This window comes from Aeromicrobium sp. P5_D10 (assembly GCF_054049535.1).
In genome coordinates this window covers 614,648-639,845 of record NZ_JBFUME010000002.1, presented here as the reverse complement: position 1 = coordinate 639,845, position 25,198 = coordinate 614,648, and the positions used below count along the sequence as shown (strand labels likewise).

Sequence of the window (25,198 nt, the reverse complement as noted above, 5' to 3'; positions counted from 1 at the left end):
GCACACATCACGTCAGACCCGTCGATCCGGACCAAGTATCTGGTCGTATTTCAGCCAGAACGACGAGTACGGTGTCGGCGATTTCAACAGGTTCGTCCGGCGGCTTTGTTGGAGGCTGACGAAATCGCGAGCACGATTTCGCCCTATCCTCGCCCGCATGATTGAACAGATGTGGTCACGAGCCAGCCCGGTACAGCCCCGCATAATCGGCGATGCCGTCTCGGATCCGCGTTGGTATCACCAACGGCTGCCGGGTTATCGACCAACCGCCTTGTACGAGCTGCCGGAGCTGGCAGCCGACTTGGCCGTGAAGCGGCTCTGGGTCAAACATGAGGCCAGCCGGTTCGGTCTACCGTCATTCAAGGGGCTGGGTGCATCGTGGGCGGCATATCGTCTCGTCGAACAGAGAATCGGCCGGGACCTCCGCGATGAATGGTCGACCCTGGACGAGTTGCGAGCCTTGTTGTCCGAGCATTCCGGGCTGACGCTGGTCACCGCCACGGACGGCAATCACGGTCGCGCGGTAGCCAGATTCGCTGCCCTGTTCGGAATGTCAGCTCACATCTACGTTCCGCACGCAACCGCCCCCGCGCGCGTCCAGGCTATCCGCGACGAAGGTGCCCGGGTCGAGGAAACTGAGCTGAGCTACGACGCGACCGTGCAACTCGCTGCCAGCACAGCAACCGAGAACCGGCTCGTCCTGTCCGACACCTCATGGCCCGGCTACGAGCAGGTACCGGCCTGGATCTCCGAGGGCTATTCAACGATGTTCCACGAGGTCTTCGATTCGTTGGCCACTGCCGGTGCACCTGCGCCGGACTTCGTGTTCGTCCCGGTCGGCGTCGGAGCCCTGGCCGCAGCGGCGATCCAGCACCTGGCTCACCTACCCACTCAAGTTGTCGCCGTTGAGCCTGTCGGCGGCGATTGCGTCACCGGATCCTTGAAGGCCGGCCGGCGAGTGACGGTGCCTGGACCTCAGAACTCAGAGATGGTGGGTTTGAACTGCGGGACACCATCATTTGGCACGTGGCCCTCGCTGCAAGCCCGGCTGCGGGGCAGCATCGTGATCAGCGATGATCCGATGCACGACGCAATGCGTCGATTGGCCCAGCAAGGTATCTCCGTCGGAGAGACCGGCGCGGCGGCCTTGGGTGCCCTCATCGCCCTGCGCGCTGCCGATGCGCCGACGCGGACGAAACTCACGGTGCCGGCCGACGCTTCGGTGCTGATACTCAGCACCGAAGGCGTCACCGATCCGGCGAACTATCAGACCGTGGTCGGCCGGTCGGCCGATGAGGTCGAACGGTCCGGCCGGGCCCCTCAGCCAGCGTCCTGAACCAACATCCGGCCGCCGAGGTGCAGGAAACGGCGGCCGGAGGCGAGGGACCCCAACTGCACGGGCACATAGCTGGGATCCGGCGGCACATTGATCCAGAACAGGTCGCCTCCGGCGGGCAGCAGCGGGACCTCGAGGGTTTCGGCTTCCGTCCCGTCGCCACTCGGGGCTGCCGACAGTCGCAATCTCAGTTCCTCCTCGTGCCGGACCACCTCGCCGCGCATCGCCACGTTGGCATATTCGCCGACGTACCTGTGCAGGTCGACGGGGACCGACATGGTGGGGGGCTCGGTCGGCCAACCGGGCTTTTCGATGCCCGCGAGATCGGCGAGTAGCTCTGTTGAAAGAGCTTCGACCAATGCCTCGTGGTCGCCGCCATTGGTCAAGATGACCATGGCCAGCCCGTGGGCCGGAAGCACCCGCAGCGCCGACGCTTGTCCCCACGTCCCGCCGTTGTGGCCGATGAGATCAACGCTGCCCCACTTGAAGCGGAGCCAGCCGAGGCCCCAAGAGGCGCCCTCCATTTCCCCACCACCGGTGCCGGCCGGAAGGCTGGCATGTTTGGCCTGCATGGTCTGTACGGTTTCCGGTCGAAGCAACCGGGTGCCGTCGGCCGCAGCGCCTTCCGACATGTGCATCCGCGCGAAAGACAGCACGTCGGCGGCGGTGGACATGATGCCCCCGGCGGGGCCGAGAGATCTCGAGACGTTCCACGTCGAGATGGGCGCCGGCAGGCCGTCGGGACCTGCGACGTGCCCCACAGCAGCTCGACGCAACAGCGCATCTTCTGGAAGGGTCACGGTGTTCGGCAACCCCAACGGCTCGAACACCATCGTGCGCATCGCTTGGTCCCAGGTGAGTCCGGTGACGGCTTCGATGACCCGACCGGCGAGCACGAAGCCCGAGTTGCAGTAGGACCAGCACTCCCCCGGAGGGAAGAGCTGCTCGAGGTCTGGGAGCAGCTCGACGAACCGTTCGAGGACATCGTCGCCGCGGCCGGTGTCGGTGAAGAGGTCACCGTCGATACCGCTCGTATGGGTCAAGAGGTGACGCATCGTCAGTTTGGTCTGCGCGTCGAGATCGGCCAGTCGCAACCCCGGGAGCACAGTGGCGACGGGTGCGTCCAAATCGATCAGCCCGTCGTCAACGAGGCGCATGACCAGAGAAGTCGTCCACACCTTGCTGATCGAACCGATCTGAAAGACTGAGTCGTTCGTGACGTCGACGCGGGTGTCCAAACTGAGCACACCGTGGCTCAGCTGAAGCAGCTCGTCGGTTTCATCTTGGCCGACTCGCAGAACGCCGACCTGCGCACCGGGGACTTTGTTGACGTCCATCAGTTCTATGAGGCGCTGCTGCCAGCGCGCCTGTTGATCTGCCAATGCAGATGTGGTCGCGGTACGGATCTGGTCTGTCGAACTCATCCAGGTGCCTCCTGTGGTTGCGGGTAGCCGCCACCGTCACACTTGACCGGCGCCGAACTCTCGTGGATTCGTCCGAATGTGCCGAGCAGGACTAGGCCGATCGCACCGCGGCACGCGTGTCGTCGCTGTGGCCCGTTTGGCCCGGACGACTTCGTCGGTCTGCACGATGCACGGCGATCGAATGCGCCACACAATGAGCCCGCGCTCGCAAGCTCCCACACATCCCCACACGACGTAAGGAGTCGAACATGGCCTTCGACCTAGACTACTGGCAGGGACGGCTGCACACGCTGGCAGCTGACTGCCAGGTTCCCGGCGCTTCATTCGCGGTGCTGGTCGACGGCGCCGTTCATACCGGCGCCACCGGCGTACTCAATTGCGAGACCCGCGTCGAAACAGACCCGCTCAGCGTGTTCCAGATCGGCTCGATCAGCAAGATCTACACCGCCACGATGGTGATGCAGCTGGTGGACGAGGGACTGGTCGAACTCGACGCCCCGGTCCTGCGCTACCTGCCCGAGCTGAGGCTCTCCACGCCCGGCTTGATCGACGCGGTGACCGTCCGACACCTGATGACGCACACCAGCGGCATCGACGGCGACCACTTCTTCGACGGTGGACGTGGCGACGATGCCCTGCGACGTTTCGTCGCATCGTGCGACCGCATCGGTCTGACCCATCCGGTCGGGGCCACGATGTCCTATTGCAACAGCGCATTCTCCCTGCTCGGTGCGATCATCGAACAGGTCACCTCCACGACGTGGGACAGCGCGCTGCGTCAACGAATCATCGAACCGCTGGGCCTCGAGCAGACCGTCACGCTGCCTGAGGAAGCGCTGCGGTTCCGCGTCGCGTACGGGCATGGCGTGAGCGATGACGGCACGGTCCACCTGGCACCCATGTGGGCGCTGCCTCGATCTGTCGGTCCGGCCGGTGGGATCACCGCCACGGCTTCGGACGTCGTGAAGTTCGCGGCCGCGCACCTCCCCGGCCCGGGACTCCAGGGGCAATCGATTCTGCCCGAAGCCCGCAAGGCCGAGATGCTTGTGCCGCAGACAAGCATCCCTGACCAGTCCGGCGAGAGCCCGCGTCAGGTCGGACTGGCTTGGCTCCTCAACAATTGGAACGATCAGCTCGTCTACGGCCATGACGGCGGGACGATCGGCCAGGAATCGTTCCTGCGCATCGTCTCCGATTCCAAGGTCGTGGTGTGCCTGCTGACCAACGGTGGCCGCACACTGCAGCTCTACCAGCAGTTCTTCGCAGAGCTGCTGGACCAGCTCTGCGACGTGACGGTTCCGGGGTTTCCCGCGCCGCCGGCCGCACGCGTCGCGGTGAACAACGCTGACTACGTCGGAATCTACGAGAGACTCGGTGAGCGGTTGGAGATAGACGAGAAAGGCGACGATCTGCGGGTGACGAGATTGGTCACCGCTCCGCTGTCCGATGAGCTGCCGGACGAGCACGCGGAGGCGACCTTGGTGCCTCTGCACCAGGACTACTTCCTGGCACGGTTCGAACAGTCCGCCCCGTGGTCGGCTGTGTCTTTCTACTCCACTGCAGACGGAGAACGCTATCTCCACAACTCCGGGCGCGCCGCTCGAAAGGTCAAGTGATGACGATGAAGGTCTACATCTCAGTGGACATGGAAGGTATCGCCGGGATCGCCACGCTCGACCAGACGGTCAGCGGCCAGTCCGGCTATCGCAGTGCGCAGAGCCTGATGACGGCCGAAACCAATGCCGCCATCGAGGGCGCGTATGAGGCCGGCGCCTCGGCGGTGACCGTCAGTGACAGCCACGGCAAGATGAACAATCTGCTGCACGCTGAACTCGATCCACGAGCACGGCTCGTGTTCGGCGCTCCGCGTGCTCAGTGCATGGCACATGGCATCGACGAAGAGCACGACGTCGCGCTCTTCGTGGGCTACCACGCCCCGGGCGGCGCCCACGGTGTGCTGGCGCACACCTTCTCCTCCGAGTTCGTTCGTATACGGATCAACGGTCATGAGGTCTCCGAAGCCGAGGTCAACGCGCTCTATGCCGCAAGTCGGGGTGTCCCGGTCGGATTGATCACCGGCGACGATCAGGTGTGCGCTCTGGCAGCACAGATTCTGCCCGGCGTGGGGACAGCCACGGTCAAGACCGCGGAGGGTTGGAGCGCCACCAACTCGCTCAGCCCATCTGCCGCACAGAAGCTCATCCGGCAGGCGTCCGCGCTCGCGGTTGAACGGATCGGCTCGCATCAGTTGATCGCGGTGCCCGATGAACTCGTGGCCGAGGTCGATCTCCAGATCCCCGAGTCCGCTGAGCTGCTCGCATTCGTTCCGGGTAGCCAGCGCTTGAGTGAGCTGACAGTCCGCCAGCGCGTTTCCAACGTCGACGAGCTGCTCACGTTGATCACGGTGTGGTACGAGCTCGCCTCCAGCGCACGGCGCAGGCGGGTCGCGATGGCACGCCGCTAGCGGATACTTCTCCAGGTTGCAGAATGGGACCCATGGACATCTCCGACGTCTTCGCAGGATTCGCCCGCCGTCCCATCGAGGCAGCCAGGAACCTTCCTGATCTGACCCCCGATGAGCTCAATGCGCATCCTGCGAGGCATCCCAACTCGGTCGCCTGGCTCCTGTGGCATACCGGCCGAGAAGTCGACGTGCAGCTCGCCCATCTTTCCGGCGGATCACAGCAATGGGAGGCCTACCGCGACCGATTCGATCTCGGCGAGCTCGGAGAGTCCATCGGCTATGGCCACAGCCCCGAGCAGGCCGCTCACATCAAGGTCGACGATCAAAACCTGTTGGTCGACTACCTCGATGCGACGCTCACCGCGCTCGTCGACTACGTCTCCGCGCTGCCCGAGTCTGGATTCGACGAAATCATCGACCAGAACTGGGAACCACCCGTGACGCGGGGCGCGCGGCTGGTGTCGATCATCGACGACGCCGCTCAGCACGTCGGGCAAGCGGCCTATGCTGCGGGCGCGCTGACGTGACGTCTGGGCAGTCCTAGGTCTTGCGCCGGTACCCTTCGAACCGTCGTTCGACCTCGGCCCTCTGCTCCGTGACGGTAGTGACCGTCGCGGGGTCGACGGGCTCGAACGTGGGGACAACGCCGCCGACCTGCTCGTCCGTCATCCGATAGGCCACCAGGCCCCCACCTTGATCGCGGGCCATGCCGCTCGGCCAGACGTCTGCCTGCGCACCCGTGACGCCGATTCGCCACCCCAGCGGTTCGAGTTCTTCACGCACGAGGCAGAGAGCCTCGAAGGCGTCGTTCGCTCCCGCCTCAACTGGTTCGAACTCCGAAGAGGTGATCGCGACCACCCGAAGCCGATCTTCAGTCCACCACGCGATCGTCGCATCGTGTACATCGCCGTCACGGCTGACTCGGATTGTCTGCGGACTCTCGATCATGCGTTCAACTTCTCATAGCTCGTCGCGGCACGCGATGCCGATGTCCTCACACGTGGCAATCAGGCGCTTGTCGCGCGTCCACAGCTCGGATCCGGCGACCAAAGCGACAGCCCCGAGCAGGTGGCAATCGACCGCGCTGAGGCCACGGCCCCACAACTGCCGTCCGTGGACGAGCGTCATCACCTCGACGTGGTCGAGCACCGGAAACTGGCGCAGACTCTGCGACAAGTCCAACATGACATTGCGCTGCTTGATCGAGCCGAGAGCCAATTCTTCGATGACACACGGGTGACAGCCGACCTCGTCGTCAGACAGAAGCGCGACCAGCTCGGGGTCCCGTTCATGCAGGTGGTCGATCCAGATCGAAGTATCGACCAGGATCACGCAGCATCGCCTCGCCGGCGAGGGGCGGAAGTCGCCGCACCATCGGTGCCGCCCAGCTTGGCAAGTCGCCTGGCGCTCTCGATGCGGATCAAGGCCGACCTTTCAGTAACGCCTGTCAACTCGCTGGCGCGCGCCAAGAGCTCTGACGCCCTATTCCGCCTCGCTCGATAGAGTCTTCGGCAGGATCAACCCTGAGGATCGGACGAAGTTCATGCAGGCGCTTTTCAAAGAGATCGTCGATGGTGACATCGGCGCCGTCCGCCAGCGTCTGGTCAAGGACCCGGGATTGACCGCCCTTGTCGCGACGGCACCGCCGAAGCAGTACGCCCAGCAGTCGCCTCTCCAGGTCGCGTACCGCAACGGGGAATTCGCGATCGCGGCGCTGCTTCTCGAGCACGGCGCCGACCCGAACTTTATAGAGGCTGACAGCCCTCACACATTCGTGATGCCTGCGCTCCATCACGCGATCAAAGCCGCCGTGATGCGCTCCCGATGGCTGCGGCCCACGCGTTTTGCCAAGGAGAGCACCGAAGAGGTGTGGCAGATGAGAAACACTGCCGAACGGGCCGACGAGGCGTACGCCGCTTTGCAGCTGCTCATGGAATCCGGAGCCGATATCCACGCCGTCGATTCCTCCGGCAACTCCGCGCTGGGTCGCGCGGTGCTCGACGCACGGCAGATTCTTCCCACCCGCCGCTACAACGATCCCGACTGGGTGGACCCGAAGCCGCTCAACCCAGAGCTCGTGGACGATCTCACCCGCGTCTTCGATCTGCTTCTTGCTCATGGTGCAGATCCGGATCGGGTCGAGCCGAACCTGTCGAAGTCCATCGCCGAGTTCTACAGCGCCGAAGCCGTCTCACAGTTCATCAGGAACTCATCGTCTTCGTAGGGGTTGCAGGGTCAGGCATTCCATGGATCGACCAGCTCGACCCCGGTGTGGGTGAAGTCCTTCGTGTTGCGAGTCGCACAGGCTGCAGAATTCGCCCGACAGATCGCGGCAATCTGAGCGTCCGCCATGCTGATCGGCAATCCGGCCTTGTCACGGGAGACGAGGACGTCCGCGAAGTGCTCGGCCGCCTGGTCGTCGAACGACAGCACTGCGCGGGTGTTGCGATAAGGCTGAAGCGCCGTCTCGATCTTGGAGGTCAGCTCTGACCTGCGCTTACCGCGGGGCAGTCGACGAACACCGGTCAGCAGCTCCGCGAGCGTGAATGCCGTGATGGCGACGTCGCCGCTGAGGGATTCCAGCCACGAGACGACTTGCGGCTCCGGCTGAGGCCGGAAGATCTCCGAGATGACGTTGGTGTCGAGGACGATCACTCGAAGTCCACTGCTCGCGCCTCGTCGATGCGCCTCGGAATCGGAAGATCGTCGATGCCGCCAACTTCGCTGGCCGCCTGCATGAGCGCCAAGCCGATGTGGGGGCGCTGAGCGGATCGAGTGATTATCTCCCGCACTCTGCCTCCATGGATCGACCGTGTTCTTTTGCCTGTGCTGCGAGCTGGTTCTTCACGGACTCATCGAGCCCTCGAACGACGATAGATGCCACTCCCGACACCTCCTTTGAGTGATATCAGTATTGATAGCGGTTGAGCTGTCAACCGATGCGCAGCAGTTCTCGTGCGGCTCTGCCAGCCGTTGGTAGCCCTGTACAGCCGCAATCCAGCTCGTGCCGCAGTCCGCGCGGCTACGCCGATGAATTCCGCCCAGGTCGTACTGGCACACTCGACTCCATGGCGTATGACCTGGCTTTCTGGACCGATACCCGCACCGAACGACCGGAGCCGAACACTATCTATGCCGAGTTGCTTGCGGGCCGAGCCGTTGAGGGAATCGGGCCCTTCAACGCCGCGGCGACGCTCGACGCCCTCGCCGAGAAGTTGCCGGGGTTGAAGCCTTCGCCGACCACGGCAACCGGCTCGGCAACCTGGGAAGCCCCCTCTGGGGCGACTGTCTTCGAGTTCAGTTGGTCGCCTCAGCACCTGATCGTCACTGCCAGGGGCCGCTACACCGGTGACCAGATGAACACCATCATCGACGTTGGCACCGACGTTGGCGGCGGACGCCTCTACGATCCGCAGACTGACGAACGGTTCGACCGCTGACCTCGCGCACCACTGCGCTACTCACTCAAGCTAGCGGCAGGGCCATTGCGAGATGTCGGTGGATCTCGGCAATCTCTTCGCTCGTCATAGGCCCGTCGAGCCCAAGACCCGGGTAGAGCTTCTTCGGCCACAGCACCGAGACCCCACGCGTCGTGAACGAGCCGCCGATCAATGGCCAGTCGGCCTCGACGAAGCAGAGGATCCCGTGCACAGGGATGCCCGCACCGATCGCGTCGACGACAATGCCCATCTGCTTGAGGACGCCGTCCACGAGCTTCGTGCGGTCATGGTTGCCAACGAGCAACTTCTCGGTACGGGGACGCAGCAGGCCTCCCTGCACCTTGAGACGGGGACGCCCGACGTACTTCTTCGCGTCGATCACGTAGACCCCGGTCCGGGTCACGGCGAGGTGATCGATGTTCGTGCGGGATCCAGGAATACGACGGTCGTGCAGAACGCGGAGGTGGTCAGAGGCGAGTTCATTGAGACGACTACCGAGCCGCTCCTCACCGATCGCCCCGGTGTCCCAGGACGTGGTCGACTGCGGTTCGTCCGACAGCACATGGAGCAGCCCGCCGATCCTGGGATACCTTGCGCGGACTCGTCGCTCGCGGCCGTCCTTGCGACGCTCGAACTCCCGACGAGCAGAAGCACCGGGCGTCCCGATATCGATCGCCTCTGCAGCGACCTCAGCGCCGCCAGCTTCGACATGGCTGAGGCACCGAACAGTCCTTGTGGCCCGCTCATATACTGCCTCGACCCTGGCCGGGAGTTCGGTCCCACATACGCGGCACGTGCCAGCGAACCGGAGTCGCATGCGCTTCTCGTCCGCTGATGGCTCGTCGCTCATGGGTCAGACCGTAGCCGTTGCCGGGTTCACGGTCGGTCCTAAACTCGGCGCATGGACGTGGACACTGCCTGGGACATCATCGAACGCGTGCTGCATGACCGGCTCCCGACTGTTGCGGCGACCCTGCGCAGCCCCGCCCACGACGATGACCTCGAGTCTCTTGCCCGCACCATCGGCAAGGAGCTCCCGTCCGACTTCGTGGCGAGCCTGCGGCGGCACGACGGTCAGGACAATCCCACCCGACTGCTGGACGTCTTCGACCACCAAACCCTCCTCAGCGTCGAGGCGATGATCGAGACCTCTGACATGCGGGCCAGTGCCCTCGGCACCGATCTCGACAGCGATGACTACGCCTGGATGGAACCCGACAAGGTCCGGACGATCCCCAACTGTCGTGGCTGGCTTCAGTTCACCGACGCCGAAGGCGACGGCTACGCCCTCGACCTCGATCCGCTGCCAGCCGGAGAACCAGGTCAGATCCTCCAGCTGCCGTTCGACGGTCCCACCCCGGCGCCGGATTTGACCTCATACGGGGCTTGGCTCACGTCGCTCGCGGAGCGGTTCGACACCGGGGCATTCAGCATCGACGACTCACTCGGGCTCTGGCTCGACCACGGACTCTCGCAGGATCGCTGAACCCTTCGCGGGGCAGCCAACCGGCACGGCTCGACACGCTGCTGCGGAGGACTGAGGCCCTCATCGACCAGACTGAACCCGTGGATGACTGCGATACCTGTGACACCGCCGGGGTGCGGGGCAGCGGCGCGATCCCCTGGGATATCGATGCGACGACCGAGGCCTTGATCCAGAGGGTCAGCACCGGCCGGATGCGCGAGTTGCGCGGTGACGTTCCACTCGGGGACATGACGGCTCTTCTCGAGTCAGACCTGAAGTACACGATCGTCAGCTTCCTGGAGTGCCTCGATTGCGGGCAGGTGCTGTTCTGGGGGCTCTGTATCCGCGGGAACCCGATCCTCCGACATGCGGACAGGAGCGAGATCGATCACTCGGCGTGGAGTGCGGTGCCCCCACGGGAGCGATGGGCGCGAAGTTGACCCGGGCTTCGCGGTGGGCCGCCGTCGCCGCCCGTGCCGTTATGTGAGATCGAACGAGCCCTGTTCGAGGCGTTCCTTGACGGCCGTGAGATAGCGCGCAGCGTCCGCCCCATCGACGACGCGATGGTCATAGGTCAGCGACAGGAAGACCCTGCTGCGGATCGCAATCCCCTCGTCCTGCCCTTCCCGCCCGATCACGACAGGACGCCTGGCCACGACGCCGGCGCCCAAAATCGCCACCTGCGGCTGATTGATGATCGGCGTGTCCATAAGCGCTCCGCGGCTGCCCGTGTTCGTGATCGTGAAGGTGCCGCCCGTGAACTCGTCGACGCCGATCGAGCTGGTGCGCGTCCGCTCCGCGACGTCCGCGATCCGCATCGCGAGGGCCGTGACCGAAAGTGTCCCGGCATCACGGATCACAGGTAGTCGACCGTGTCGGGGTCCTTCCGCCGACTGGGGGTACGACTGCAGCCCGCCCCTGGACCGAAGAGTGGTCAGGTAGCGCGGATCCAGGTCACCGAGCAAGTGGACCGCGACGTTGCTTGGGCGTGAGGTGGCATTCAGGGCCGGAGCCCGATGCTCCGGGCACATTCGTGGCACAGGTCGGGATTGCGAACATCGACCTGACGGTCGAAATACATCGGCCAGTTCACGGCCCACTGCCCGCATGCGGTCCCTGTGTCGCCGAGACGGCGCAGATGTTGCGTCCCCCGTGGCTCCCGGCGACTCGTGGCACCCGCAGCGAATTGCTGGCAACTGATGAAATGCTCTTGGCTCGCACCTTTGCGGACTGCCATGGTTCCCCACTTTCTCGCTTCGACCCGTCCCGGCCGTCCCCGGCTCCAGCAGCAGATCAGCCATTGATCCTGGCTGAATGCGAGCTCCACTCGATCTCGCGCAGTTCGTTCTTGCGGATCTTCCCGGTGGAGGTCTTCGGAAGGTCTGTCACGAACTCAACTGCTCGTGGCGCCTTGTATGACGCGATCTGCGACTTGACGTGCGCAATGGCCTCGGCTTCGTCGATGTCCACCTTGCCGGTGGTCACGACAAACGCCTTCGGCGTCTCGCCCCATTTGTCATCGGGCACGCCCACGACGGCAACTTCCAGGATCGCCGGGTGGGAGAGCAGGGCTTGCTCCACTTCGATCGTCGAGATGTTCTCCCCACCTGAGATCACGACGTCCTTCGCGCGGTCGAGCAGTTGGACGTACCCGTCCTCATGCATGACGCCCAGGTCGCCGGAATGGAACCACCCGCCCACAGTCGCTTTCCGTGTCGCGTCCTCATCGCGGTAATAGCCCTTCATCACCGTGTTACCGCGCATGACGATCTCGCCCATTTCAACACCGTCAGCGGCAACGTCGACCAGTTCGCCGTCCGGCGAAAGCTCGGCGCGTACAACCCGGAGCCTTTCGGCGGTGATCATCCCCACGCCTTGACGGGCCGTGAGTCGTGCGTGGTCGTCGGCGGTCAGCTCGTTCCACTCGGGCTTGGGTTCGCACACGGAGTACGGCCCGTATGTCTCGGTGAGCCCGTAGATGTGGACGATCGACGCACCGAGGGCGCGTACCGCGGAGATGATCGTGGGACTTGGCGGCGCACCACCGTTGCTGATGGTCAGCGGCGTCCCGAGTGGGTGGGCTTGCTCTGCGGTGACCAAGGTCGTCAGGATCGTCGGCGCACCGTTGAGGTGGGAGACCTGATGCTCGTCAATCAGGGACCACATGGTCTCGGCGCGCACCGCTCGGTAACACACTTGAGTCCCCAGGGCCGCAGCGACAGCCCAGGTCGTGCACCACCCGTTGCAATGGAACATCGGCAGCGTCCACAGGTAGGTGGTCTCCTGGTCGAACGATGAGTGGTGGATGCCGCCAAGGGCATTCAGGTAGGCACCGCGGTGCGAGTACATGACTCCCTTGGGGCGCCCAGTGGTCCCGGATGTGTAGTTGATGGCGAGTGTTCGGGTCTCGTCGTCCACCTCCCAACGCAGGTCGTCGCCCTGGCCGCGAGCCAGCAACTCGTCATAGCGAGTGAAGTCGCCGTCACCAGCGAGGCGGCCGTCGACCGCGGGCAGCCCCACCCACTCGCCGATCGTCGGAAACTCGGCACCACTCGCGCGAAGCGGTTGCAGTAGTTCGAGGTCCCCGCACAGCATCCGGGCTCCCGAGTGCTCGCAGATGTAGCTGATCTCGGCGGGCGACAGGCGCGTGTTGATCGCGACCAGGACGCCCCGTGCCAACGGCACCGCGAAGTGGGCGATCAGGAGCTCGGCCGAGTTGGTCGCAACGAAGGCCACCCGCTCGCCGTCGGAGACGCCCGACGCGCGCAGAGCCTTCGCCAGCGTCTGCGCCGATTCGGCGAATTCGCGGTAGGTCCACTGCCGTTGCCCGTCGATGATGGCGATCTTGTCGGGCATGACCTCGGCTGCGCGCTCAAGGAATCGTACTGGTGTCAGAGGGATATCAAGACCGGTCACATGTCCTCCTGTTGAAGCCATTTCTCGCTGGTGCGAAAGATCGTCGGGTGGGGCGGTTTTCGATTTGAACCGGACGCCGTCAGTCGTCGGCCGATACCAAGGTGCGGAAGCGGCTGTCGTGGAACACCAGCGGGGGTGCTTCCTTGTTGACCGCAGTGCCATTGACCTCCAGTAGGACGACGTCGTGGTCTCCTGCCGGGATGGACGCTGAGATGGTGCAGTCGAACCACGCCGCGGCGTCAGCAAGGAAGACTCCGTTGGACTCGTTGGCGAACCACGAGATCCCGGCGAACCGGTCGACGTTCTTGGCGGCGATCTGCAGGACTGCTGCCTCCTGACTCGAGGACAGCACGGATACGCCGAGGCGACCGTCTTCAGACAGAATCGGCCAGGTGTTCGATGTGTGCTGCACGCAGATCGACACCAAAGCAGGCTCCATGGAAACTGGAGTGAACGATGTGGCCACCATCCCGACGGGACGGCCGTCCTTGAGAGCGCACACAGCCGCCACACCCGTGGGATACCGGCCGTACAGCGTGCGCAGTCTGGCCGCGTCGATATCTGCTTGACCGGTCTTCACTGGATCGAAGTTCATCGTGGTGCGCCTCCCCGGCAGAGATGAAACGTGGCTGTTCCTTGGGATGACGAGTGCTTCGGGACGACGCATATCAGGCTCCTCGGGTTCGTGCGTGCTCGACGATGAGTGAGGTCACGGCTTCCAGGCACGCCTGTCCGATTGACGGGGACGCACCTGTCGGGTCGCCCAGGACGCCATTGGGGGCGACCGAGTCAAGTCCTTGCCGGAAGACGTGGGCGAGGAGCTCGTCGTCAACTGGCCCCATGAACCCGCGGTCGAGGTATTCGACTCGAACCTTGTCCGGCGCGAGCGCCAACATCACCGACGTTTCCGCCACGTCTGCATGCCCACGCACGTTCCGTCCCAGGGACGCCACATTCTCGGCAGCCAGGCGCCAGGCTTCGAGAATCGCGCGGCCGTCGGTGAACACGATGACTGACAACGGAGCAAGTTTGCGTGCCAGACGCAGCTCGAACTCCTGCATGACGGGGTAGTTCCCGATGTGGCCGGAGAAGATCACCAGCCGCTCGAAACCGGTTCTGACGAGGTTCGACCCGTAGTCCTCGCAGATCGCTTCAAGGGTGCTCGCCCGCAGCGAAAGTGTGCCTGGGAATGCCAGGTGGTGCGGCGAGTAACCGACTCTGACCGTCGGCAGGACGAGGGCGCCTCCGAGGCCTTGGGCGACTCGAACGGCGAGTTCGTCGGCATGATCAGCGTCCATGGAGAGCGGCAGATGTGCACCATGCTGTTCGACGGCGGCGAGGGGAAGTATCGCCGTGCGAGACCCGTTCGCGACGGCATCGGCGATCTCCGCGCTCGTCAGGTGCTCCACTCGGTTCTCGAGCCGCAAGGTTTTCATGAGTGATCGGCCCCCGCGGAACGGGTGTGGCTCGCTGCACCGTTCTCCTCGTCGCGCCGAGGCCGATCTCCGCTCCAGCCATCCCTTAGACGGCGTGCAACCGAATCGTCGAAATAGTCCGCAGCGCAAGCAAGCGTCTGATTCAAGGAGGCCGCGTCGCGAGCCTGGTCGGGGCCGTTGACACTTCGTTTGAGCGCCGCGTACAAGACAGGAGCCTTCGCTCCAGCTGTCCGCGCCGCCTCAATGGCCGTGTCGAGGAGATCGACCGCGGGAACCAGCTCCTCGACAAGCTGGATGTCGAGTGCATGCCCGGCATCGAACAGGTCGCCGGACAACAGTATTTGCCGGGTCGCCCGCATTCCCAGCAAGCGGGTTGCGCGCTGGACGCCCTTGTCGGCGGGCAACAGGCCGTGGTTTATCTCCGGGAACCCGAATCGTGCGCTGGCAACTGCGAACACCGCATCCGCGAACAGTGCGATTTCCATGCCACCGCCCACACAGTGACCGTTGACCGCAGCGACGACTGGCCGCGGATATCGTTCCATGGCGACGAGGAGTGCGTGAAACTCCCGCATGCGCACCTCGATGTCCTGAGGCCGCGCTCCGTCCAGCTCCTTGATGTCGCCTCCGGCGCTGAAGAAGCGCTCACCTCGGCCAGTGAGGACCAGCGGGGGCGCATCCGATTTCGTGGCGAGCTCGGTGAACAGCTCAGCGAGGTCATGGATGAGCGCACCGTTCAACGCATTCGCCGGTGGTCGATCCATCGTGACGACGACAACGCCATCACGGTCCACCATGCTGAGGCCAGCGGTCATTCTTGCCTCTTCCTGGGACATGTCCCACCTACCCCCGTCTTGGACGGCCGAGGTCGAACAGATCGGCTGCATTCGTCCCGGCCCTTCTCATATGTTAATTGGAATTAACATATGACTCTCGTGGACGTTTGTCAACGAGCCCCCTCAGTCCGATGAGAAATCCCTTTGTCCTCTATGGAAAACCGGATGTCCGGCGAAAGCGACCTGCCCCCACCCTTCCGAACCCGGCCCCACCCACCACAACCAGATGTGAATCTTAATTAACATGCCAGGCGAGAGGGAGCCGCGTAGACGCCTCCAGCAGCTGCCAGTCAGGTAGCGTGCGAGGAGTGACCTCTGATCCCGTGCTGGACAGCGCACCCCCAGCCTCCCTCTCTCGCCGTGAACGGTTGCTGCACGTCGCGGCGGAGCTTTTCCTTCAACACCCGTACGACTTGGTGACGGTCGAGATGGTGTGCGCGAAGGCCGGCATCTCCGGTCCCGGCCTCTACCGCCACTTCCAGAACAAACAGGCCCTGCTGATCGCCGTCGTCGAGGCCCCGCTCGAGCACCTCCACCAGACCGCACGGAGCATCGCCGAGGCCGAGCCGGATCCTCGGGCAGCCCTGGAGGCGATGGTCAGGTTTCACATCACGTCAGTCATCTCCGGGGCCCCGACAACACTGATCTTCCTGCGCAACGAACTCGCGGTCCCCGAACCTGATCGTCGCCGTATCCGTCGGGCGATGAACCTGTACGCCGAGGAATGGATCTCCGTCGTCTCGCCGCAGCGGCCCGAGCTGTCCGATCCCGAGGTGCGCCTCCTCACGCAGACCATCTTCTCGATGCTGAATTCGGTCGCCGTCCTGAACAGGGGGCTGGACAAGCGGGCCATCGTGGAGACGATGTCTACCGCTGCAATCCAGGCATTGGTCTCACCCCGGCCCGATTACGATCGGCCCAGCTGATGTGACTGCGCTCAAGCACGATCCGTTCGTGCAAGGCGAGCCTGACGAGCGATCTGCTTTTCCTCCCCGGAGTCATACATGTCATCCACCAGATCAGAGAAGGCAGCGAGGATGTTGGACCGTCGAATGGTTGCCTTGGCCGTCAACTCGCCGTCTGCCGCCGACAGCGCTCGCGGCAGGACCTGAAACTTCTTCAACTGCAGAGGGCGGGCGAGCTCGGCATTCACTTCGTCGATCCAGGCTCGAAGGGCGACATCTCGCTCGGCCGAGCCCATCCCCCGCGCCTCCTCGCTGACGCTGAGCAGGACGGTCAGGTATTTGCGGCCCTCTCCGACGACGATCGCCTCATCGATCAGCGGACTCACCTTGAGACGCACCTCTATCGGCTGTGGACTGACCATCTTGCCGCCGGTTGTCTTCAGGACGTCCTTCAGTCGCCCGATGATCTTCACCTCGCCAGACGAATCCAGCTCGACCAGGTCCCCTGTCCCGTACCACTCACCGTCCATGGCCGCAGTTGTCGCCGCCTGATCGCGCCAGTAGCCCGTGAAAAGACAGGGCGAACGCAGCTGCAGCTCCCCTTTGTCGGACACGCGAAGATCCCACCGCGGGTCGGGTAGAGACTTGCCAATCGTCCCAGGTGCGGGAAATGCCCGGTCCCACTGAGCAAGGACCGATCCGCACGTCTCCGTCGTGCCGAAGAGTTCGCGCAGATCGACACCCCACATATGCCACAACGCGGCCACGTCGGGAGTCATGCTCCCCGAGGCGGTCCAACTGACGCTGATGCGGTCCATACCGACTTTGGCCCGTAGCGGGACGAACACGAACTTCGTGCTGAGGCGGTCGAGGACCTGAAGATGTCTCGGCAACGGGCGGCCCTGCCATCGCAATGCGCTGGCCTTTCGCGCGACCTTCATCGCCACGGCGTAGGCGAAACGAAACGCTCTCCCAGACTCTCCCAGCGCTTCCAGTACCTCGCTCGCGAGCTTTTCGTGCATGCGCGGCGGCCACAGGACCGCTGTCGGGCGAACCCCCGCAAGCGCCTCGGCACGCTGTTCCATCGTGCAGTAGGTGTTGACGAGTCGAGACATGATCGGAGCGAAGACGCCCAGCAGCGCGGGCGCCACGTGGGAAAGCCCGAGGAATGCGACGAGATCGTGCCGGGTGTTGCCCATCTCGGGGTAGGACATGGCAAAACCGAGCACGGAGTACTGGAGGGTGCGATGTGTGTGCATCACGCCCTTCGGGGCACCGGTAGATCCAGATGTGTAGAACAACGCGGCAAGCTGATCGACCTCACCTGCGTCGACAAGCGCAGAGAACAAGTCAGGGTGCGCCGCCGCCTGGGCGCCACCGGCCGTGCACAGCCGGTCCCACCGCACCGTGACGACCGTGTCCGGCAGCCCCGCCGGCTCCGATTCGAACCCCACAACCGCCCGCACGTCCGGCAATCGCGAAACGACACCGGCCACTTTGGCAGCATCTGCGTCCGATTCGACGAAGACAACCGTTGCACCGCTGTCCTTCAGGACGTACTCGACCTCGGGGCCCGCACTCGTGGGATACACCCCGACCGGAACGCCACCGACGCTCAGGATCGCGAGAGCCGCCACAACCCATTCAGGACGTGTGGACGACATGATGGCAACCCGGTCGCCCGGAACCACGCCGAGCTCATGCAATCCCAGCGCACCCTCCCGCACCATGCTCACGTAGTCACGCCAACTGGTCGCCCGCGCCGAGCCGTCTTCCCAACTGCAGAAGGCGACACCGTTCGGTTCGTGCTCAGCGCGGTCGCACAACATCTGCGCAAAGGTGCGGTCCACGGCTTGGAATCCCGACAACGTCCTCAGGACAGGTCCGCCCTCCGAGCCATCGCCGGATGAATTCGCTGCCACCACTTGCTCTTGGCTCATGATCAGTCCAGTCCTTCGGAGAGCTTGTTGATCTCGACGCCCGTGTAACGCTTGGTGAGAGACCATTTCCCGTCAACAACTTGGTAGATACCGTAATCCGGGGCAGACGTATTCGACTTGCTGAAATCGACCGGACCGGTAGCGCCCTGGTAATCGATCTTCTTCTTTTCGGCCAGAAGATCCAAGGCCTCGTCCAGGGTGAACACGGGAGTGCCACCGGGATCAGTGACCTTGTGGAGATTGTCGGCGATCGCAGCGCCGTCGGCCTTGCCGCCGGCCGCCATCGCGAGGACACCCGAGACCACGGCGTCGTAAGCCGTCGCCGCCGACGGTTCCTTGGCGATAGCAGCGCCCTTCTTCTCTCCGTATTCTGCGATCAGCAGATCGCGCATGCCGTCAACCGCCGGCGACTCCGACGCTGCCGGAAGCTGGCCATAGGCGCCCTCGAGATAATCGCCGCCGACCTCCTTGAGCAGTACGGGGTAGGTCAGTTCTGCGATGAACGACCATGTTCCGGGTATCCCCTGCCGCGCCCACTCGCGAACGATCGGCACTGCAGCCTCCACCGAACCTGCCAGGAAGACGATGTCGGGCTTGGGCCCGAAGGCCTTGCGGACCTCCGGCAGATACGAGCTCTGGCCACCGTTGAACGCGACCTTGGCCACCACTTTGCCTCCGAGCTGTGTGTAGAACTTCTCCAGATGCGTGGAGGTGCTCTTCGACGAGTCAGCGTTCTCGTAGAGGATGGAGAGGGTCTTGAATCCTCGATCGATGAGGTTCTTGGCAACTGCCAGGCCGTCGAACGTGTCGGGTCCAACCGTGCGGAAGGTATAAGGATTGGCCTTGTCGTCGTACTCGACGATGCCGGCATAGGGAGACGCGATGGCGACCTCATTGCGTTTGGCCTGAGCGAGGGTGGCCATGAACGTCGACGACGACGGTCCGACGATGAACTGCGCACCGTCTTTGTTGATGAGCTTCGTGACGACGCGGACTCCGTCCTCGGCGTTGAACTTCTCGTCCTCGCTGACGACCTTCAGCTTGGTGCCGCCCACACCGCCCCGCTCGTTGACGTGATTCACGACTGCTCTGGTGATCTGGTCAACGGGCTTGCCGTAGGCAGCCGCTTCTCCCGACAGAGGCGCGGCGACGCCGATGACGGCGCTTCCGTCCGCGGCCGCGCCGCACCCTGCCAGCGCTGCCCCGGATGTGAGGGCGACGAACCCGAGCGAAGCCTTGAACGCCGTTGCTCTGAAACTCTTCATGTCTCGAACCTCCTGCTAGAACCGTTCCGATGGACTCGAACTCCTTGGCGTTGCCAGGAGCGGTGTGCTGTGCCTTCCGTGCAGTGATAAATCTGCGCGGCATCTATCCCTGGGGAACCCGGGCACCCAGGAACATCTCTGCGAAGCCGGGATCCGCGAGCAGCTCCGGGCCCGTCGCCTCGTGACGAATCTGACCGGAGTCCATGAGGAACACTCGGCCACAGAGAGGGAGAATCTGGCTCGGATGCTCTTCGATGACCCAGAGGACCCCGGTGCCACTTCGCTCGATGACACAGATCTGCTCGATCAGAGAGTCGACGATCTGAGGCGCGAGCCCGGTCGTGGGCTCATCGAGAATCAGAAGCCTCGGCTTCATCAGCAATGACGAGCCGATCGCGAGCTGCTGGCGTTGGCCGCCTGAGAGCGTTCCCGCTCGCTGCTTCCGACGGTCGGCGAGGATCGGGAACAATTCGAAGATCTCGTCCACTCGATCGTGAGGCAGGCGCATCGCGCGGGTGACGACCTCCAGGTTGTCCTCGACTGACAGCGCGCCGAACACATTGCGCAGTTGCGGCGTGTATCCGAGTCCGCGACGCGCCCGCTCGCGCGCGGACATGCCATCGAGAACTTCGCCTCCGAGGCTGACACTTCCGCCGCGCGACTCGACCACCCCGGCGATGGTCTGTACCAGGGTTGTCTTGCCAGCGCCGTTGGGTCCGATGATTGCCGTGATGGCTTCTTCTTCGACCGCAAACGTGGTGTTCCGGATGATGGTGGTCTTGCCGTAGCCGCTGGTGAGGTCTTCGACTTCAAGCAGGGACATGTCGCACTCCCAAATAGGTTTCGATCACAAGCGGATCGCGGACGACCTCGGCCGGCCGGCCGCTGGCGATGACGTGCCCCTCGTGCATCACGTACAGCGCATCGGAGATCGTGTTGATGAATGACATGTTGTGCTCGATGACGAGCACCGTCACGCCTTCTTCGTCGCGCAGCTGACGCACAGTCGTCGACAGTCGGTGCTGGTCCTCAGGGTTGAGGCCGGACGATGGTTCGTCGAGCATCAGCAACGACGGCGGGTCCATCAGCAAGCGGGCGATCTGTAGTAGGCGCCCACGGCCGATCGAGAGGTCACCCGCGCGGGTATTGGCCAATTCGGACATACCCATGCGCTCGAGAAGTGTCCAGGCACGGTCGACCAGTTGGCGCTCGCTTCTCCAAACCCTCGTCGGCGATGTGAACAAGCGCCCCAGACTCTCGCCTGGAACCGACCGCACCGAGGTGAGCAGGTTCTGCAAGACAGACATGTCCGTGAAGTCGGCGATGTTCTGAAACGTGCGTTTGAGACCAGCCCGGGCAAGCCTGTGTGCTGACATACCGGTGACGTCACGCCCGTCGAACACGACCGTCCCGTCATCGGGCTTGAGGAAGCCTGAGACCGCATTGAACAGTGTCGTCTTGCCGGAGCCATTCGGCCCGATCAGGCCGGTGACCTGACCTTGTTCGACCACCATGTTGACGCCGTCCAGAGCGCGGAGCTGACCGAACGCTTTGACGAGTCCGTTGATCTCGAGGAGCGGGTTCGCTGAATTCATGGACGACCACCCGCGGCAGTCGTGGCCAGAACGCGAGGCGCCGGAGCGACTTCGGTCGGCGGTGGATAGACCGCGAGCCGGGGGCGGGAGAGCCCACCGGGCCAGAACAGCAGGATCACGATCAGCACGACCCCTTGCAGCGCATCCTGGAGACTGGTCATCCGTTCTGAAGTGATGAAGTCGACCTGGATGTAGGTCAGACCTTCACGCATGCCCAGCAGCGCGATGGCACCGACCACGGCGCCCACATTGCTCCCGGTCCCTCCGATGATCAGCGCGATGAAGATCGTGAAGGTGATGTTCACGCTGAAGAAGGTCGGGGTGAGGATCGACAGATACCAGACGTACATGACTCCGGCCAGACCCATGAAGAAGGCGGCGAAAACGAACGCCTTGAGCTTCACGGAGTACACGTTCACGCCGAGAGAGCGAGCGACTGCTTCGTTCTGCTTCACCGCGAGCAGACTGCGGCCGAACGCCGACCGCGTCACGCGCCGGAACAGCAGGAAGGTGACCGCCAGGACTACCAGTGTGATTCCGGCGATGAAAACAGACTGCATACGACCTGGGATCGATTCGACATACGGCACCGGGGCGTCGAGAAGTCCGCGCGCCCCGTTGGCGATCGACGGCTGGTTCATGAACAGCTGGCGGGTCATCTCGGCCAGCGCGAGCGTCACGACAGCGAGATAGTCGCCCCCGACTCTCAGCAACGCCACTCCGACGATCACTGCGAGCAACGCCGACACCAGACCACCGAATATGGCACCCACTCCCCACGGCAGACCGAGCCCGAGGATGTAGGTGTACGACCCGGAGGGAGCCGGCATCACGGCGAGCGCATAGCCGTAGGCGCCGACACCGAAGAACGCCGCGACACCGAAGTTGACCATTCCGCCGGCGCCGAACTGAAGATTCAGCGCCAGGGCGGCAACCCCGTAGATGGCCATCAAGGTGGCCAGCCCGGCAATAATGAGCAGGGTGCTCATGCGACACGCTCCTTTGGACCGCTGAAAAGGCCTTCGGGCCGGAAGAAGACGACCAGGCCGATGACCGCGAACACGACCATCTGGGTGTACTGGGACGGCATCACGAGAGTCGTGAGGCTTGAGGTGAGGCCGACCAGCACAGCAGCGAACATCACGCCGTAGATGCTCCCGAGCCCGCCGATGATGGCGGCGGCTGAGATCAGCAGCACCTGGTCCCAGCCGAGCTCTGGGTAGATTCGACCCGTCAACGCGATGAGCGTTCCCGCAAGCGCGGCCAATGCGCTCGAAACAGCCCACGTGACGTACTGGAGATGTGACGTGTTGACGCCGCGCACTTCAGCCAGCACCTGGTTGTTCGCCATCGCGCGCATGGCTCGACCGCTGTAGGACTTGGACAGCCAGAGGTGCAGCGCGACAGCGACCACAGCAGCCACAAGGATGACGGCGATCTGGTCGATTCCGGCCACCGCGGTCCCGCCAATACGCAACGTTTCCTGCAGCGGGACGTCGAGCGTCTTCACCCCGTACCCCGTGAACAACTCGATCATCGAGTGCAGGAAGAACGCCAGACCGACCGATGCGATCAAGGGGATGTGGTGCGGACGTCCGCGCATCGGCCAGAAGATCATGCGAGCTGAGACAACGCCCACCAGTGTAGTGACCGCAATCGCCGCGATGCAGGAGAGGATCCAATGCATCCCGAGCTGCACGTTGAATCCGTAGGCACTGAACCCACTGAGCACGATGAGCTGGGGGTGCGCAATGTTGAGAAAACCCTCCACCCGGCGCACAAGTTCGAACCCCACCGTCGCCAGCAACAGGACGGAACCGCTGATGAGGCCTGCCACGACCGCGGTCAACATGGGCCGACCAGGTGCTGGGGTCGACAACCGCTGCGCGGGACCAGAGCTGCCGCCCACCCCGCAGCACTGAATCTCGTGCTCTGAGGAAACCTGAGTGTGATCATGATCTGCCCGTCAACTCGCTAGCTCGACTGCGAGACCAGGACGGAGCGTCCCTGGCCACGGGCGGAGGGAAACTCGGCCGGGCGACGCTCGCGGAATGCTTGGCGGGCTTCGAGGTAGTCCGCACTGGCGAACCCGAGGGTTTCCAGAGCCGCAGACAGCTCCTGTTGCGGAAGGGCATTGGTCAGCCATCCCGAGTTCAGCGAGCGCTTGGTCCACCGGATGGCCTGTTGCGAGCCCTGCGCGAGGTCGTCCGCGATCTCAAGCGCTCGCTCGAGGACGGTCTCCTTGGGGGCAACCAGGCTGACCAAGCCGATCCGTTCGGCCTCGGCGCCGGTCAGGCTGGCGGAGGTCAGCTGGTAGTACTTGGCCTTTGCCATGCCGACCAGGAGCGGCCAGATCAGGGACGAGTGGTCGCCTGCGACCACACCGACGCGGGTGTGACCGTCGCGCAACAGCGCGTCATCGGCAGCCACGCTGATGTCCGCGAGCAGCCCCATCGAGAGCCCCCAGCCAACCGCCGGGCCATTGATGGCCGAGATGAGCGGCTTGTCCATGTTCAGGAGATTGAGGATCCTGCGACGCTCCCCCTCCATCAAGGCGATTGCCTCGTCCAGGGTGGGATCCGGCTGACGCACGTCCATGCCGGTGCAGAAGCCACGGCCGGCGCCGGTGATGACGGCGACCTTCGTCTCGGGGTCGCGATCGACGTCGACCCAGATTTCGGTCATGTAGTCGAACATCGGCATCGTGAGCGAGTTCAGCTGCTCGGGTCGGTTCAACGTGATGAGGAGAACCCCGTTCGGCTTGCGCTCGATCAAGATCTCCTTCGGGTATCGGCTGAAGATGTCATCTGAGGTCAGGGTGCTCATCGCGTTTCTCCTACTTGGGCCGGGATCTCGGTCGCTTGTTTGTCTGCTGCAGCCGCTTCGAATGCCTCGAGCTCGGCGTAGTGGGCCGGTCGGGCGGTGCGGATGTCGTCCAAAATGGCTTCGGAGGTTCGCACCACGGCGCGGGGATTCTTGAACTTGGGAATCACGTATTTGCCGAACAATTCGATCGACTTCATCAGCTCTTTGTGAGGAAGCCCGTCGATGCGCATGACGAGTGCATCCGCGCCGGCGTCGGCGAAGCGCTGCACCTGGGCGACGCAATCGTCCGGATCGCCGACGATGAAGCCGGTCGAGTCCTCGATCATGTAGCGCTCATCGCTGAAGTCGACGTCCTTGACCGCTCCCATGTAGGAGTAGTCCGAGGACAACTTCGAGAGACGCTGGTACGCATCCGTCGACAGCGCCACGGTCTCGCTGAGGTGCCGGGCCCACGTCATTGCTTCGTCCCGGGTCTCGGCGCAATGCATCCCGCCGCCGACTGCGACGAGCTTCTCAGCCTGGACCGGGAAGGTGTGCGTCGCGCCGGCGAGAGCCTCGTCGTAGATGCCGAGCATGTTCTCGACGAAGTCGAAACCGAGGTAGAAGCCGCCGACAATGGCGCCGACACCGAGCTCTCCCGCCATGCGAACCGACTCAGGGCTTCCGGTGGCCATGGAGATCGGCGGGTACGGAGCCTGGATTCCTTTGGGCACCAGTCCGCGAGGGGGAATCTTGTAGTGCTCCCCCACGAAGGAGAACACATCGTTGTGCAGCGCGCGGCGGATGACCTCGAGCCCTTCGAGCATCTGCGCCTTGTTCTCCGTCGGCGAGACCTCGAATGCCCGCAGTGCCAACGTCGTGTTGCCTCGACCGACGCCCAACTCCACCCGACCGTTGGACAAGATGTCCTCAGTCGCCAGCCGCTCGGCGACCCGAAGCGCGTGATTGATACGCGTCGGCAGCAACGTCACCAGATGCATGAACCGGATGCGGCTGGTCAGCGCCATCATGTACGGATAGAGGACCTCGGGAGCCGACGTCGTCGCCGTACCAATCGCTACGTGCTGCTCCGAGGTGCCGAACGCATCGAACCCCACCTCCTCGGCAAGAAGCACCTCGTCGATGAGCTCTCGGTAACGGAACTCATGGGTGTGCCCCGGAGCCGTCTCGCCCTCGCTCATGAAGATGAACCGCATCATCCAACCCTTCGCTCGTGTTAATTTGGATTAACGTAGGGTCGGAATGTGACGTTGTCAACACCTCGCGGCAGAAAGTACTGGAATACGTGAAAGTTCTGGTCTGTCAAAGAATTTGCGATCAAATCGGAGTGCTGATGGCCGGATGCCTCTT

The 25,198-nt window shown here is 63.8% G+C and carries 28 protein-coding genes; 9 read left to right on the top strand and 19 right to left on the bottom strand.

Going from position 1 to position 25,198, the window contains the following annotated elements:
* Positions 1-157 precede the first annotated feature (157 nt).
* Positions 158-1,336, top strand: coding sequence for a diaminopropionate ammonia-lyase (locus ACXJKC_RS04835; RefSeq protein WP_456695546.1), 1,179 nt, complete (start codon positions 158-160; stop codon positions 1,334-1,336).
* Here ACXJKC_RS04835 and ACXJKC_RS04830 read toward each other — a convergent pair.
* Positions 1,321-2,760, bottom strand: coding sequence for a serine hydrolase domain-containing protein (locus tag ACXJKC_RS04830; protein WP_456695545.1), 1,440 nt, complete (start codon positions 2,758-2,760; stop codon positions 1,321-1,323). The two genes, ACXJKC_RS04835 and ACXJKC_RS04830, sit on opposite strands and share 16 nt — an antisense overlap.
* 248 nt (positions 2,761-3,008) lie before the next feature.
* Here ACXJKC_RS04830 and ACXJKC_RS04825 point away from each other — a divergent pair, with 248 nt between their 5' ends.
* Genes ACXJKC_RS04825 through ACXJKC_RS04815 form a run of 3 tightly spaced genes read left to right on the top strand, consistent with a single transcriptional unit; the run spans position 3,009 to position 5,751 of the window.
* Positions 3,009-4,376 (top strand): serine hydrolase domain-containing protein, encoded by a 1,368-nt coding sequence (locus tag ACXJKC_RS04825; RefSeq protein WP_456695544.1) that lies wholly within the window; start codon positions 3,009-3,011, stop codon positions 4,374-4,376.
* Positions 4,376-5,224, top strand: a complete 849-nt coding sequence (locus ACXJKC_RS04820) for a M55 family metallopeptidase (protein WP_456695543.1) — start codon at positions 4,376-4,378, stop codon at positions 5,222-5,224. Before ACXJKC_RS04825 ends, ACXJKC_RS04820 begins: the two co-directional genes overlap by 1 nt.
* 32 nt (positions 5,225-5,256) lie before the next feature.
* Complete coding sequence (locus ACXJKC_RS04815; RefSeq protein ID WP_456695542.1) at positions 5,257-5,751, top strand: mycothiol transferase; 495 nt, start codon at positions 5,257-5,259, stop codon at positions 5,749-5,751.
* A 13-nt stretch (positions 5,752-5,764) separates the two neighbouring features.
* Here ACXJKC_RS04815 and ACXJKC_RS04810 read toward each other — a convergent pair whose 3' ends face one another.
* Positions 5,765-6,172, bottom strand: a complete 408-nt coding sequence (locus ACXJKC_RS04810) for a hypothetical protein (protein ID WP_456695541.1) — start codon at positions 6,170-6,172, stop codon at positions 5,765-5,767.
* A gap of 12 nt (positions 6,173-6,184) precedes the next feature.
* Entirely contained in the window at positions 6,185-6,556 is a 372-nt protein-coding gene (locus ACXJKC_RS04805; protein WP_456695540.1) for a type II toxin-antitoxin system VapC family toxin, read from the bottom strand.
* Between the two features lie 211 nt (positions 6,557-6,767).
* On the opposite strand from ACXJKC_RS04805, the gene ACXJKC_RS04800 reads away from it, so the two are divergent.
* Positions 6,768-7,448, top strand: coding sequence for a hypothetical protein (locus tag ACXJKC_RS04800; protein WP_456695539.1), 681 nt, complete (start codon positions 6,768-6,770; stop codon positions 7,446-7,448).
* Positions 7,449-7,459: 11 nt separating this feature from the next.
* Here ACXJKC_RS04800 and ACXJKC_RS04795 read toward each other — a convergent pair whose 3' ends face one another.
* Entirely contained in the window at positions 7,460-7,879 is a 420-nt protein-coding gene (locus ACXJKC_RS04795) for a PIN domain-containing protein (protein ID WP_456695538.1), read from the bottom strand.
* Positions 7,880-8,003: 124 nt separating this feature from the next.
* Positions 8,004-8,072: a FitA-like ribbon-helix-helix domain-containing protein gene (locus ACXJKC_RS04790; protein WP_456695596.1), complete on the bottom strand. Its 69-nt coding sequence runs from the start codon at positions 8,070-8,072 to the stop codon at positions 8,004-8,006.
* A gap of 220 nt (positions 8,073-8,292) precedes the next feature.
* Between ACXJKC_RS04790 and ACXJKC_RS04785 the strand changes: the two genes are divergently transcribed.
* A complete protein-coding gene (locus tag ACXJKC_RS04785) occupies positions 8,293-8,664 on the top strand; it encodes a hypothetical protein (RefSeq protein WP_456695537.1) in 372 nt (123 codons plus the stop codon).
* A 25-nt stretch (positions 8,665-8,689) separates the two neighbouring features.
* Here the strand turns inward: ACXJKC_RS04785 and ACXJKC_RS04780 are convergent, their stop codons facing one another.
* On the bottom strand, positions 8,690-9,514 hold the full coding sequence (locus ACXJKC_RS04780) for a nuclease-related domain-containing protein (protein WP_456695536.1): 825 nt from the start codon (positions 9,512-9,514) through the stop codon (positions 8,690-8,692).
* 51 nt (positions 9,515-9,565) lie between these two features.
* Here ACXJKC_RS04780 and ACXJKC_RS04775 point away from each other — a divergent pair, with 51 nt between their 5' ends.
* Together ACXJKC_RS04775 and ACXJKC_RS04770 are read left to right on the top strand one after the other, a co-directional pair.
* Positions 9,566-10,150, top strand: a complete 585-nt coding sequence (locus tag ACXJKC_RS04775; protein ID WP_456695535.1) for an SMI1/KNR4 family protein — start codon at positions 9,566-9,568, stop codon at positions 10,148-10,150.
* 80 nt (positions 10,151-10,230) lie between these two features.
* The gene (locus ACXJKC_RS04770; protein ID WP_456695534.1) at positions 10,231-10,569 is read left to right on the top strand and encodes a hypothetical protein; all 339 of its coding nucleotides are present in this window, start codon (positions 10,231-10,233) and stop codon (positions 10,567-10,569) included.
* A gap of 39 nt (positions 10,570-10,608) precedes the next feature.
* On the opposite strand, the gene ACXJKC_RS04765 is transcribed toward ACXJKC_RS04770, so the two are convergent.
* The 5 genes from ACXJKC_RS04765 to ACXJKC_RS04745 form a co-directional block, all read right to left on the bottom strand.
* The gene (locus ACXJKC_RS04765) at positions 10,609-10,989 is read right to left on the bottom strand and encodes a 2-oxo acid dehydrogenase subunit E2 (RefSeq protein ID WP_456695533.1); all 381 of its coding nucleotides are present in this window, start codon (positions 10,987-10,989) and stop codon (positions 10,609-10,611) included.
* A 433-nt stretch (positions 10,990-11,422) separates the two neighbouring features.
* A complete protein-coding gene (locus ACXJKC_RS04760; protein ID WP_456695532.1) occupies positions 11,423-13,045 on the bottom strand; it encodes an AMP-binding protein in 1,623 nt (540 codons plus the stop codon).
* A 79-nt stretch (positions 13,046-13,124) separates the two neighbouring features.
* A complete protein-coding gene (locus ACXJKC_RS04755) occupies positions 13,125-13,640 on the bottom strand; it encodes a flavin reductase family protein (protein WP_456695531.1) in 516 nt (171 codons plus the stop codon).
* 73 nt (positions 13,641-13,713) lie between these two features.
* Positions 13,714-14,481, bottom strand: a complete 768-nt coding sequence (locus ACXJKC_RS04750) for a creatininase family protein (protein ID WP_456695530.1) — start codon at positions 14,479-14,481, stop codon at positions 13,714-13,716.
* Positions 14,478-15,296: an enoyl-CoA hydratase/isomerase family protein gene (locus ACXJKC_RS04745; protein WP_456695529.1), complete on the bottom strand. Its 819-nt coding sequence runs from the start codon at positions 15,294-15,296 to the stop codon at positions 14,478-14,480. The genes ACXJKC_RS04750 and ACXJKC_RS04745 overlap by 4 nt, the downstream gene beginning before the upstream one ends.
* Positions 15,297-15,625: 329 nt before the next feature.
* Here ACXJKC_RS04745 and ACXJKC_RS04740 point away from each other — a divergent pair, with 329 nt between their 5' ends.
* On the top strand, positions 15,626-16,243 hold the full coding sequence (locus ACXJKC_RS04740) for a TetR/AcrR family transcriptional regulator (RefSeq protein WP_456695528.1): 618 nt from the start codon (positions 15,626-15,628) through the stop codon (positions 16,241-16,243).
* An 11-nt stretch (positions 16,244-16,254) separates the two neighbouring features.
* On the opposite strand, the gene ACXJKC_RS04735 is transcribed toward ACXJKC_RS04740, so the two are convergent.
* From ACXJKC_RS04735 to ACXJKC_RS04700, 8 genes are all read right to left on the bottom strand, one after another.
* Positions 16,255-18,162, bottom strand: coding sequence for an AMP-dependent synthetase/ligase (locus tag ACXJKC_RS04735; protein WP_456695527.1), 1,908 nt, complete (start codon positions 18,160-18,162; stop codon positions 16,255-16,257).
* 2 nt (positions 18,163-18,164) lie between these two features.
* On the bottom strand, positions 18,165-19,427 hold the full coding sequence (locus ACXJKC_RS04730) for an ABC transporter substrate-binding protein (RefSeq protein WP_456695526.1): 1,263 nt from the start codon (positions 19,425-19,427) through the stop codon (positions 18,165-18,167).
* A gap of 103 nt (positions 19,428-19,530) precedes the next feature.
* On the bottom strand, positions 19,531-20,250 hold the full coding sequence (locus ACXJKC_RS04725) for an ABC transporter ATP-binding protein (RefSeq protein WP_456695525.1): 720 nt from the start codon (positions 20,248-20,250) through the stop codon (positions 19,531-19,533).
* Positions 20,237-21,022, bottom strand: a complete 786-nt coding sequence (locus tag ACXJKC_RS04720; protein WP_456695524.1) for an ABC transporter ATP-binding protein — start codon at positions 21,020-21,022, stop codon at positions 20,237-20,239. The genes ACXJKC_RS04725 and ACXJKC_RS04720 overlap by 14 nt, the downstream gene beginning before the upstream one ends.
* The gene (locus ACXJKC_RS04715; RefSeq protein WP_456695523.1) at positions 21,019-22,011 is read right to left on the bottom strand and encodes a branched-chain amino acid ABC transporter permease; all 993 of its coding nucleotides are present in this window, start codon (positions 22,009-22,011) and stop codon (positions 21,019-21,021) included. Before ACXJKC_RS04715 ends, ACXJKC_RS04720 begins: the two co-directional genes overlap by 4 nt.
* Positions 22,008-22,874 carry a branched-chain amino acid ABC transporter permease gene (locus ACXJKC_RS04710; RefSeq protein ID WP_456695522.1) on the bottom strand — a complete coding sequence of 289 codons (867 nt, stop codon included), beginning with the start codon at positions 22,872-22,874 and terminating at the stop codon, positions 22,008-22,010. The genes ACXJKC_RS04715 and ACXJKC_RS04710 overlap by 4 nt, the downstream gene beginning before the upstream one ends.
* 122 nt (positions 22,875-22,996) lie before the next feature.
* Positions 22,997-23,848: an enoyl-CoA hydratase/isomerase family protein gene (locus ACXJKC_RS04705; RefSeq protein ID WP_456695521.1), complete on the bottom strand. Its 852-nt coding sequence runs from the start codon at positions 23,846-23,848 to the stop codon at positions 22,997-22,999.
* On the bottom strand, positions 23,845-25,044 hold the full coding sequence (locus ACXJKC_RS04700) for an LLM class flavin-dependent oxidoreductase (RefSeq protein WP_456695520.1): 1,200 nt from the start codon (positions 25,042-25,044) through the stop codon (positions 23,845-23,847). Before ACXJKC_RS04700 ends, ACXJKC_RS04705 begins: the two co-directional genes overlap by 4 nt.
* Positions 25,045-25,198 lie beyond the last annotated feature (154 nt).

What these genes read in the sequence shown, in the direction of transcription:
- ACXJKC_RS04735 (WP_456695527.1), bottom strand. Translation starts at nt 18,162, where the DNA reads ATGAGCCAAGAGCAAGTGGTGGCAGCGAATTCATCCGGCGATGGCTCG.
- ACXJKC_RS04835 (WP_456695546.1), top strand. Translation starts at nt 158, where the DNA reads ATGATTGAACAGATGTGGTCACGAGCCAGCCCGGTACAGCCCCGCATA.
- ACXJKC_RS04730 (WP_456695526.1), bottom strand. Translation starts at nt 19,427, where the DNA reads ATGAAGAGTTTCAGAGCAACGGCGTTCAAGGCTTCGCTCGGGTTCGTC.
- ACXJKC_RS04715 (WP_456695523.1), bottom strand. Translation starts at nt 22,011, where the DNA reads ATGAGCACCCTGCTCATTATTGCCGGGCTGGCCACCTTGATGGCCATC.
- ACXJKC_RS04775 (WP_456695535.1), top strand. Translation starts at nt 9,566, where the DNA reads ATGGACGTGGACACTGCCTGGGACATCATCGAACGCGTGCTGCATGAC.
- ACXJKC_RS04745 (WP_456695529.1), bottom strand. Translation starts at nt 15,296, where the DNA reads ATGACCGCTGGCCTCAGCATGGTGGACCGTGATGGCGTTGTCGTCGTC.
- ACXJKC_RS04815 (WP_456695542.1), top strand. Translation starts at nt 5,257, where the DNA reads ATGGACATCTCCGACGTCTTCGCAGGATTCGCCCGCCGTCCCATCGAG.
- ACXJKC_RS04820 (WP_456695543.1), top strand. Translation starts at nt 4,376, where the DNA reads ATGACGATGAAGGTCTACATCTCAGTGGACATGGAAGGTATCGCCGGG.
- ACXJKC_RS04780 (WP_456695536.1), bottom strand. Translation starts at nt 9,514, where the DNA reads ATGAGCGACGAGCCATCAGCGGACGAGAAGCGCATGCGACTCCGGTTC.
- ACXJKC_RS04710 (WP_456695522.1), bottom strand. Translation starts at nt 22,874, where the DNA reads ATGTTGACCGCGGTCGTGGCAGGCCTCATCAGCGGTTCCGTCCTGTTG.
- ACXJKC_RS04785 (WP_456695537.1), top strand. Translation starts at nt 8,293, where the DNA reads ATGGCGTATGACCTGGCTTTCTGGACCGATACCCGCACCGAACGACCG.
- ACXJKC_RS04725 (WP_456695525.1), bottom strand. Translation starts at nt 20,250, where the DNA reads ATGTCCCTGCTTGAAGTCGAAGACCTCACCAGCGGCTACGGCAAGACC.
- ACXJKC_RS04830 (WP_456695545.1), bottom strand. Translation starts at nt 2,760, where the DNA reads ATGAGTTCGACAGACCAGATCCGTACCGCGACCACATCTGCATTGGCA.
- ACXJKC_RS04700 (WP_456695520.1), bottom strand. Translation starts at nt 25,044, where the DNA reads ATGCGGTTCATCTTCATGAGCGAGGGCGAGACGGCTCCGGGGCACACC.
- ACXJKC_RS04755 (WP_456695531.1), bottom strand. Translation starts at nt 13,640, where the DNA reads ATGAACTTCGATCCAGTGAAGACCGGTCAAGCAGATATCGACGCGGCC.
- ACXJKC_RS04825 (WP_456695544.1), top strand. Translation starts at nt 3,009, where the DNA reads ATGGCCTTCGACCTAGACTACTGGCAGGGACGGCTGCACACGCTGGCA.
- ACXJKC_RS04720 (WP_456695524.1), bottom strand. Translation starts at nt 21,022, where the DNA reads ATGAATTCAGCGAACCCGCTCCTCGAGATCAACGGACTCGTCAAAGCG.
- ACXJKC_RS04800 (WP_456695539.1), top strand. Translation starts at nt 6,768, where the DNA reads ATGCAGGCGCTTTTCAAAGAGATCGTCGATGGTGACATCGGCGCCGTC.
- ACXJKC_RS04705 (WP_456695521.1), bottom strand. Translation starts at nt 23,848, where the DNA reads ATGAGCACCCTGACCTCAGATGACATCTTCAGCCGATACCCGAAGGAG.
- ACXJKC_RS04750 (WP_456695530.1), bottom strand. Translation starts at nt 14,481, where the DNA reads ATGAAAACCTTGCGGCTCGAGAACCGAGTGGAGCACCTGACGAGCGCG.
- ACXJKC_RS04810 (WP_456695541.1), bottom strand. Translation starts at nt 6,172, where the DNA reads ATGATCGAGAGTCCGCAGACAATCCGAGTCAGCCGTGACGGCGATGTA.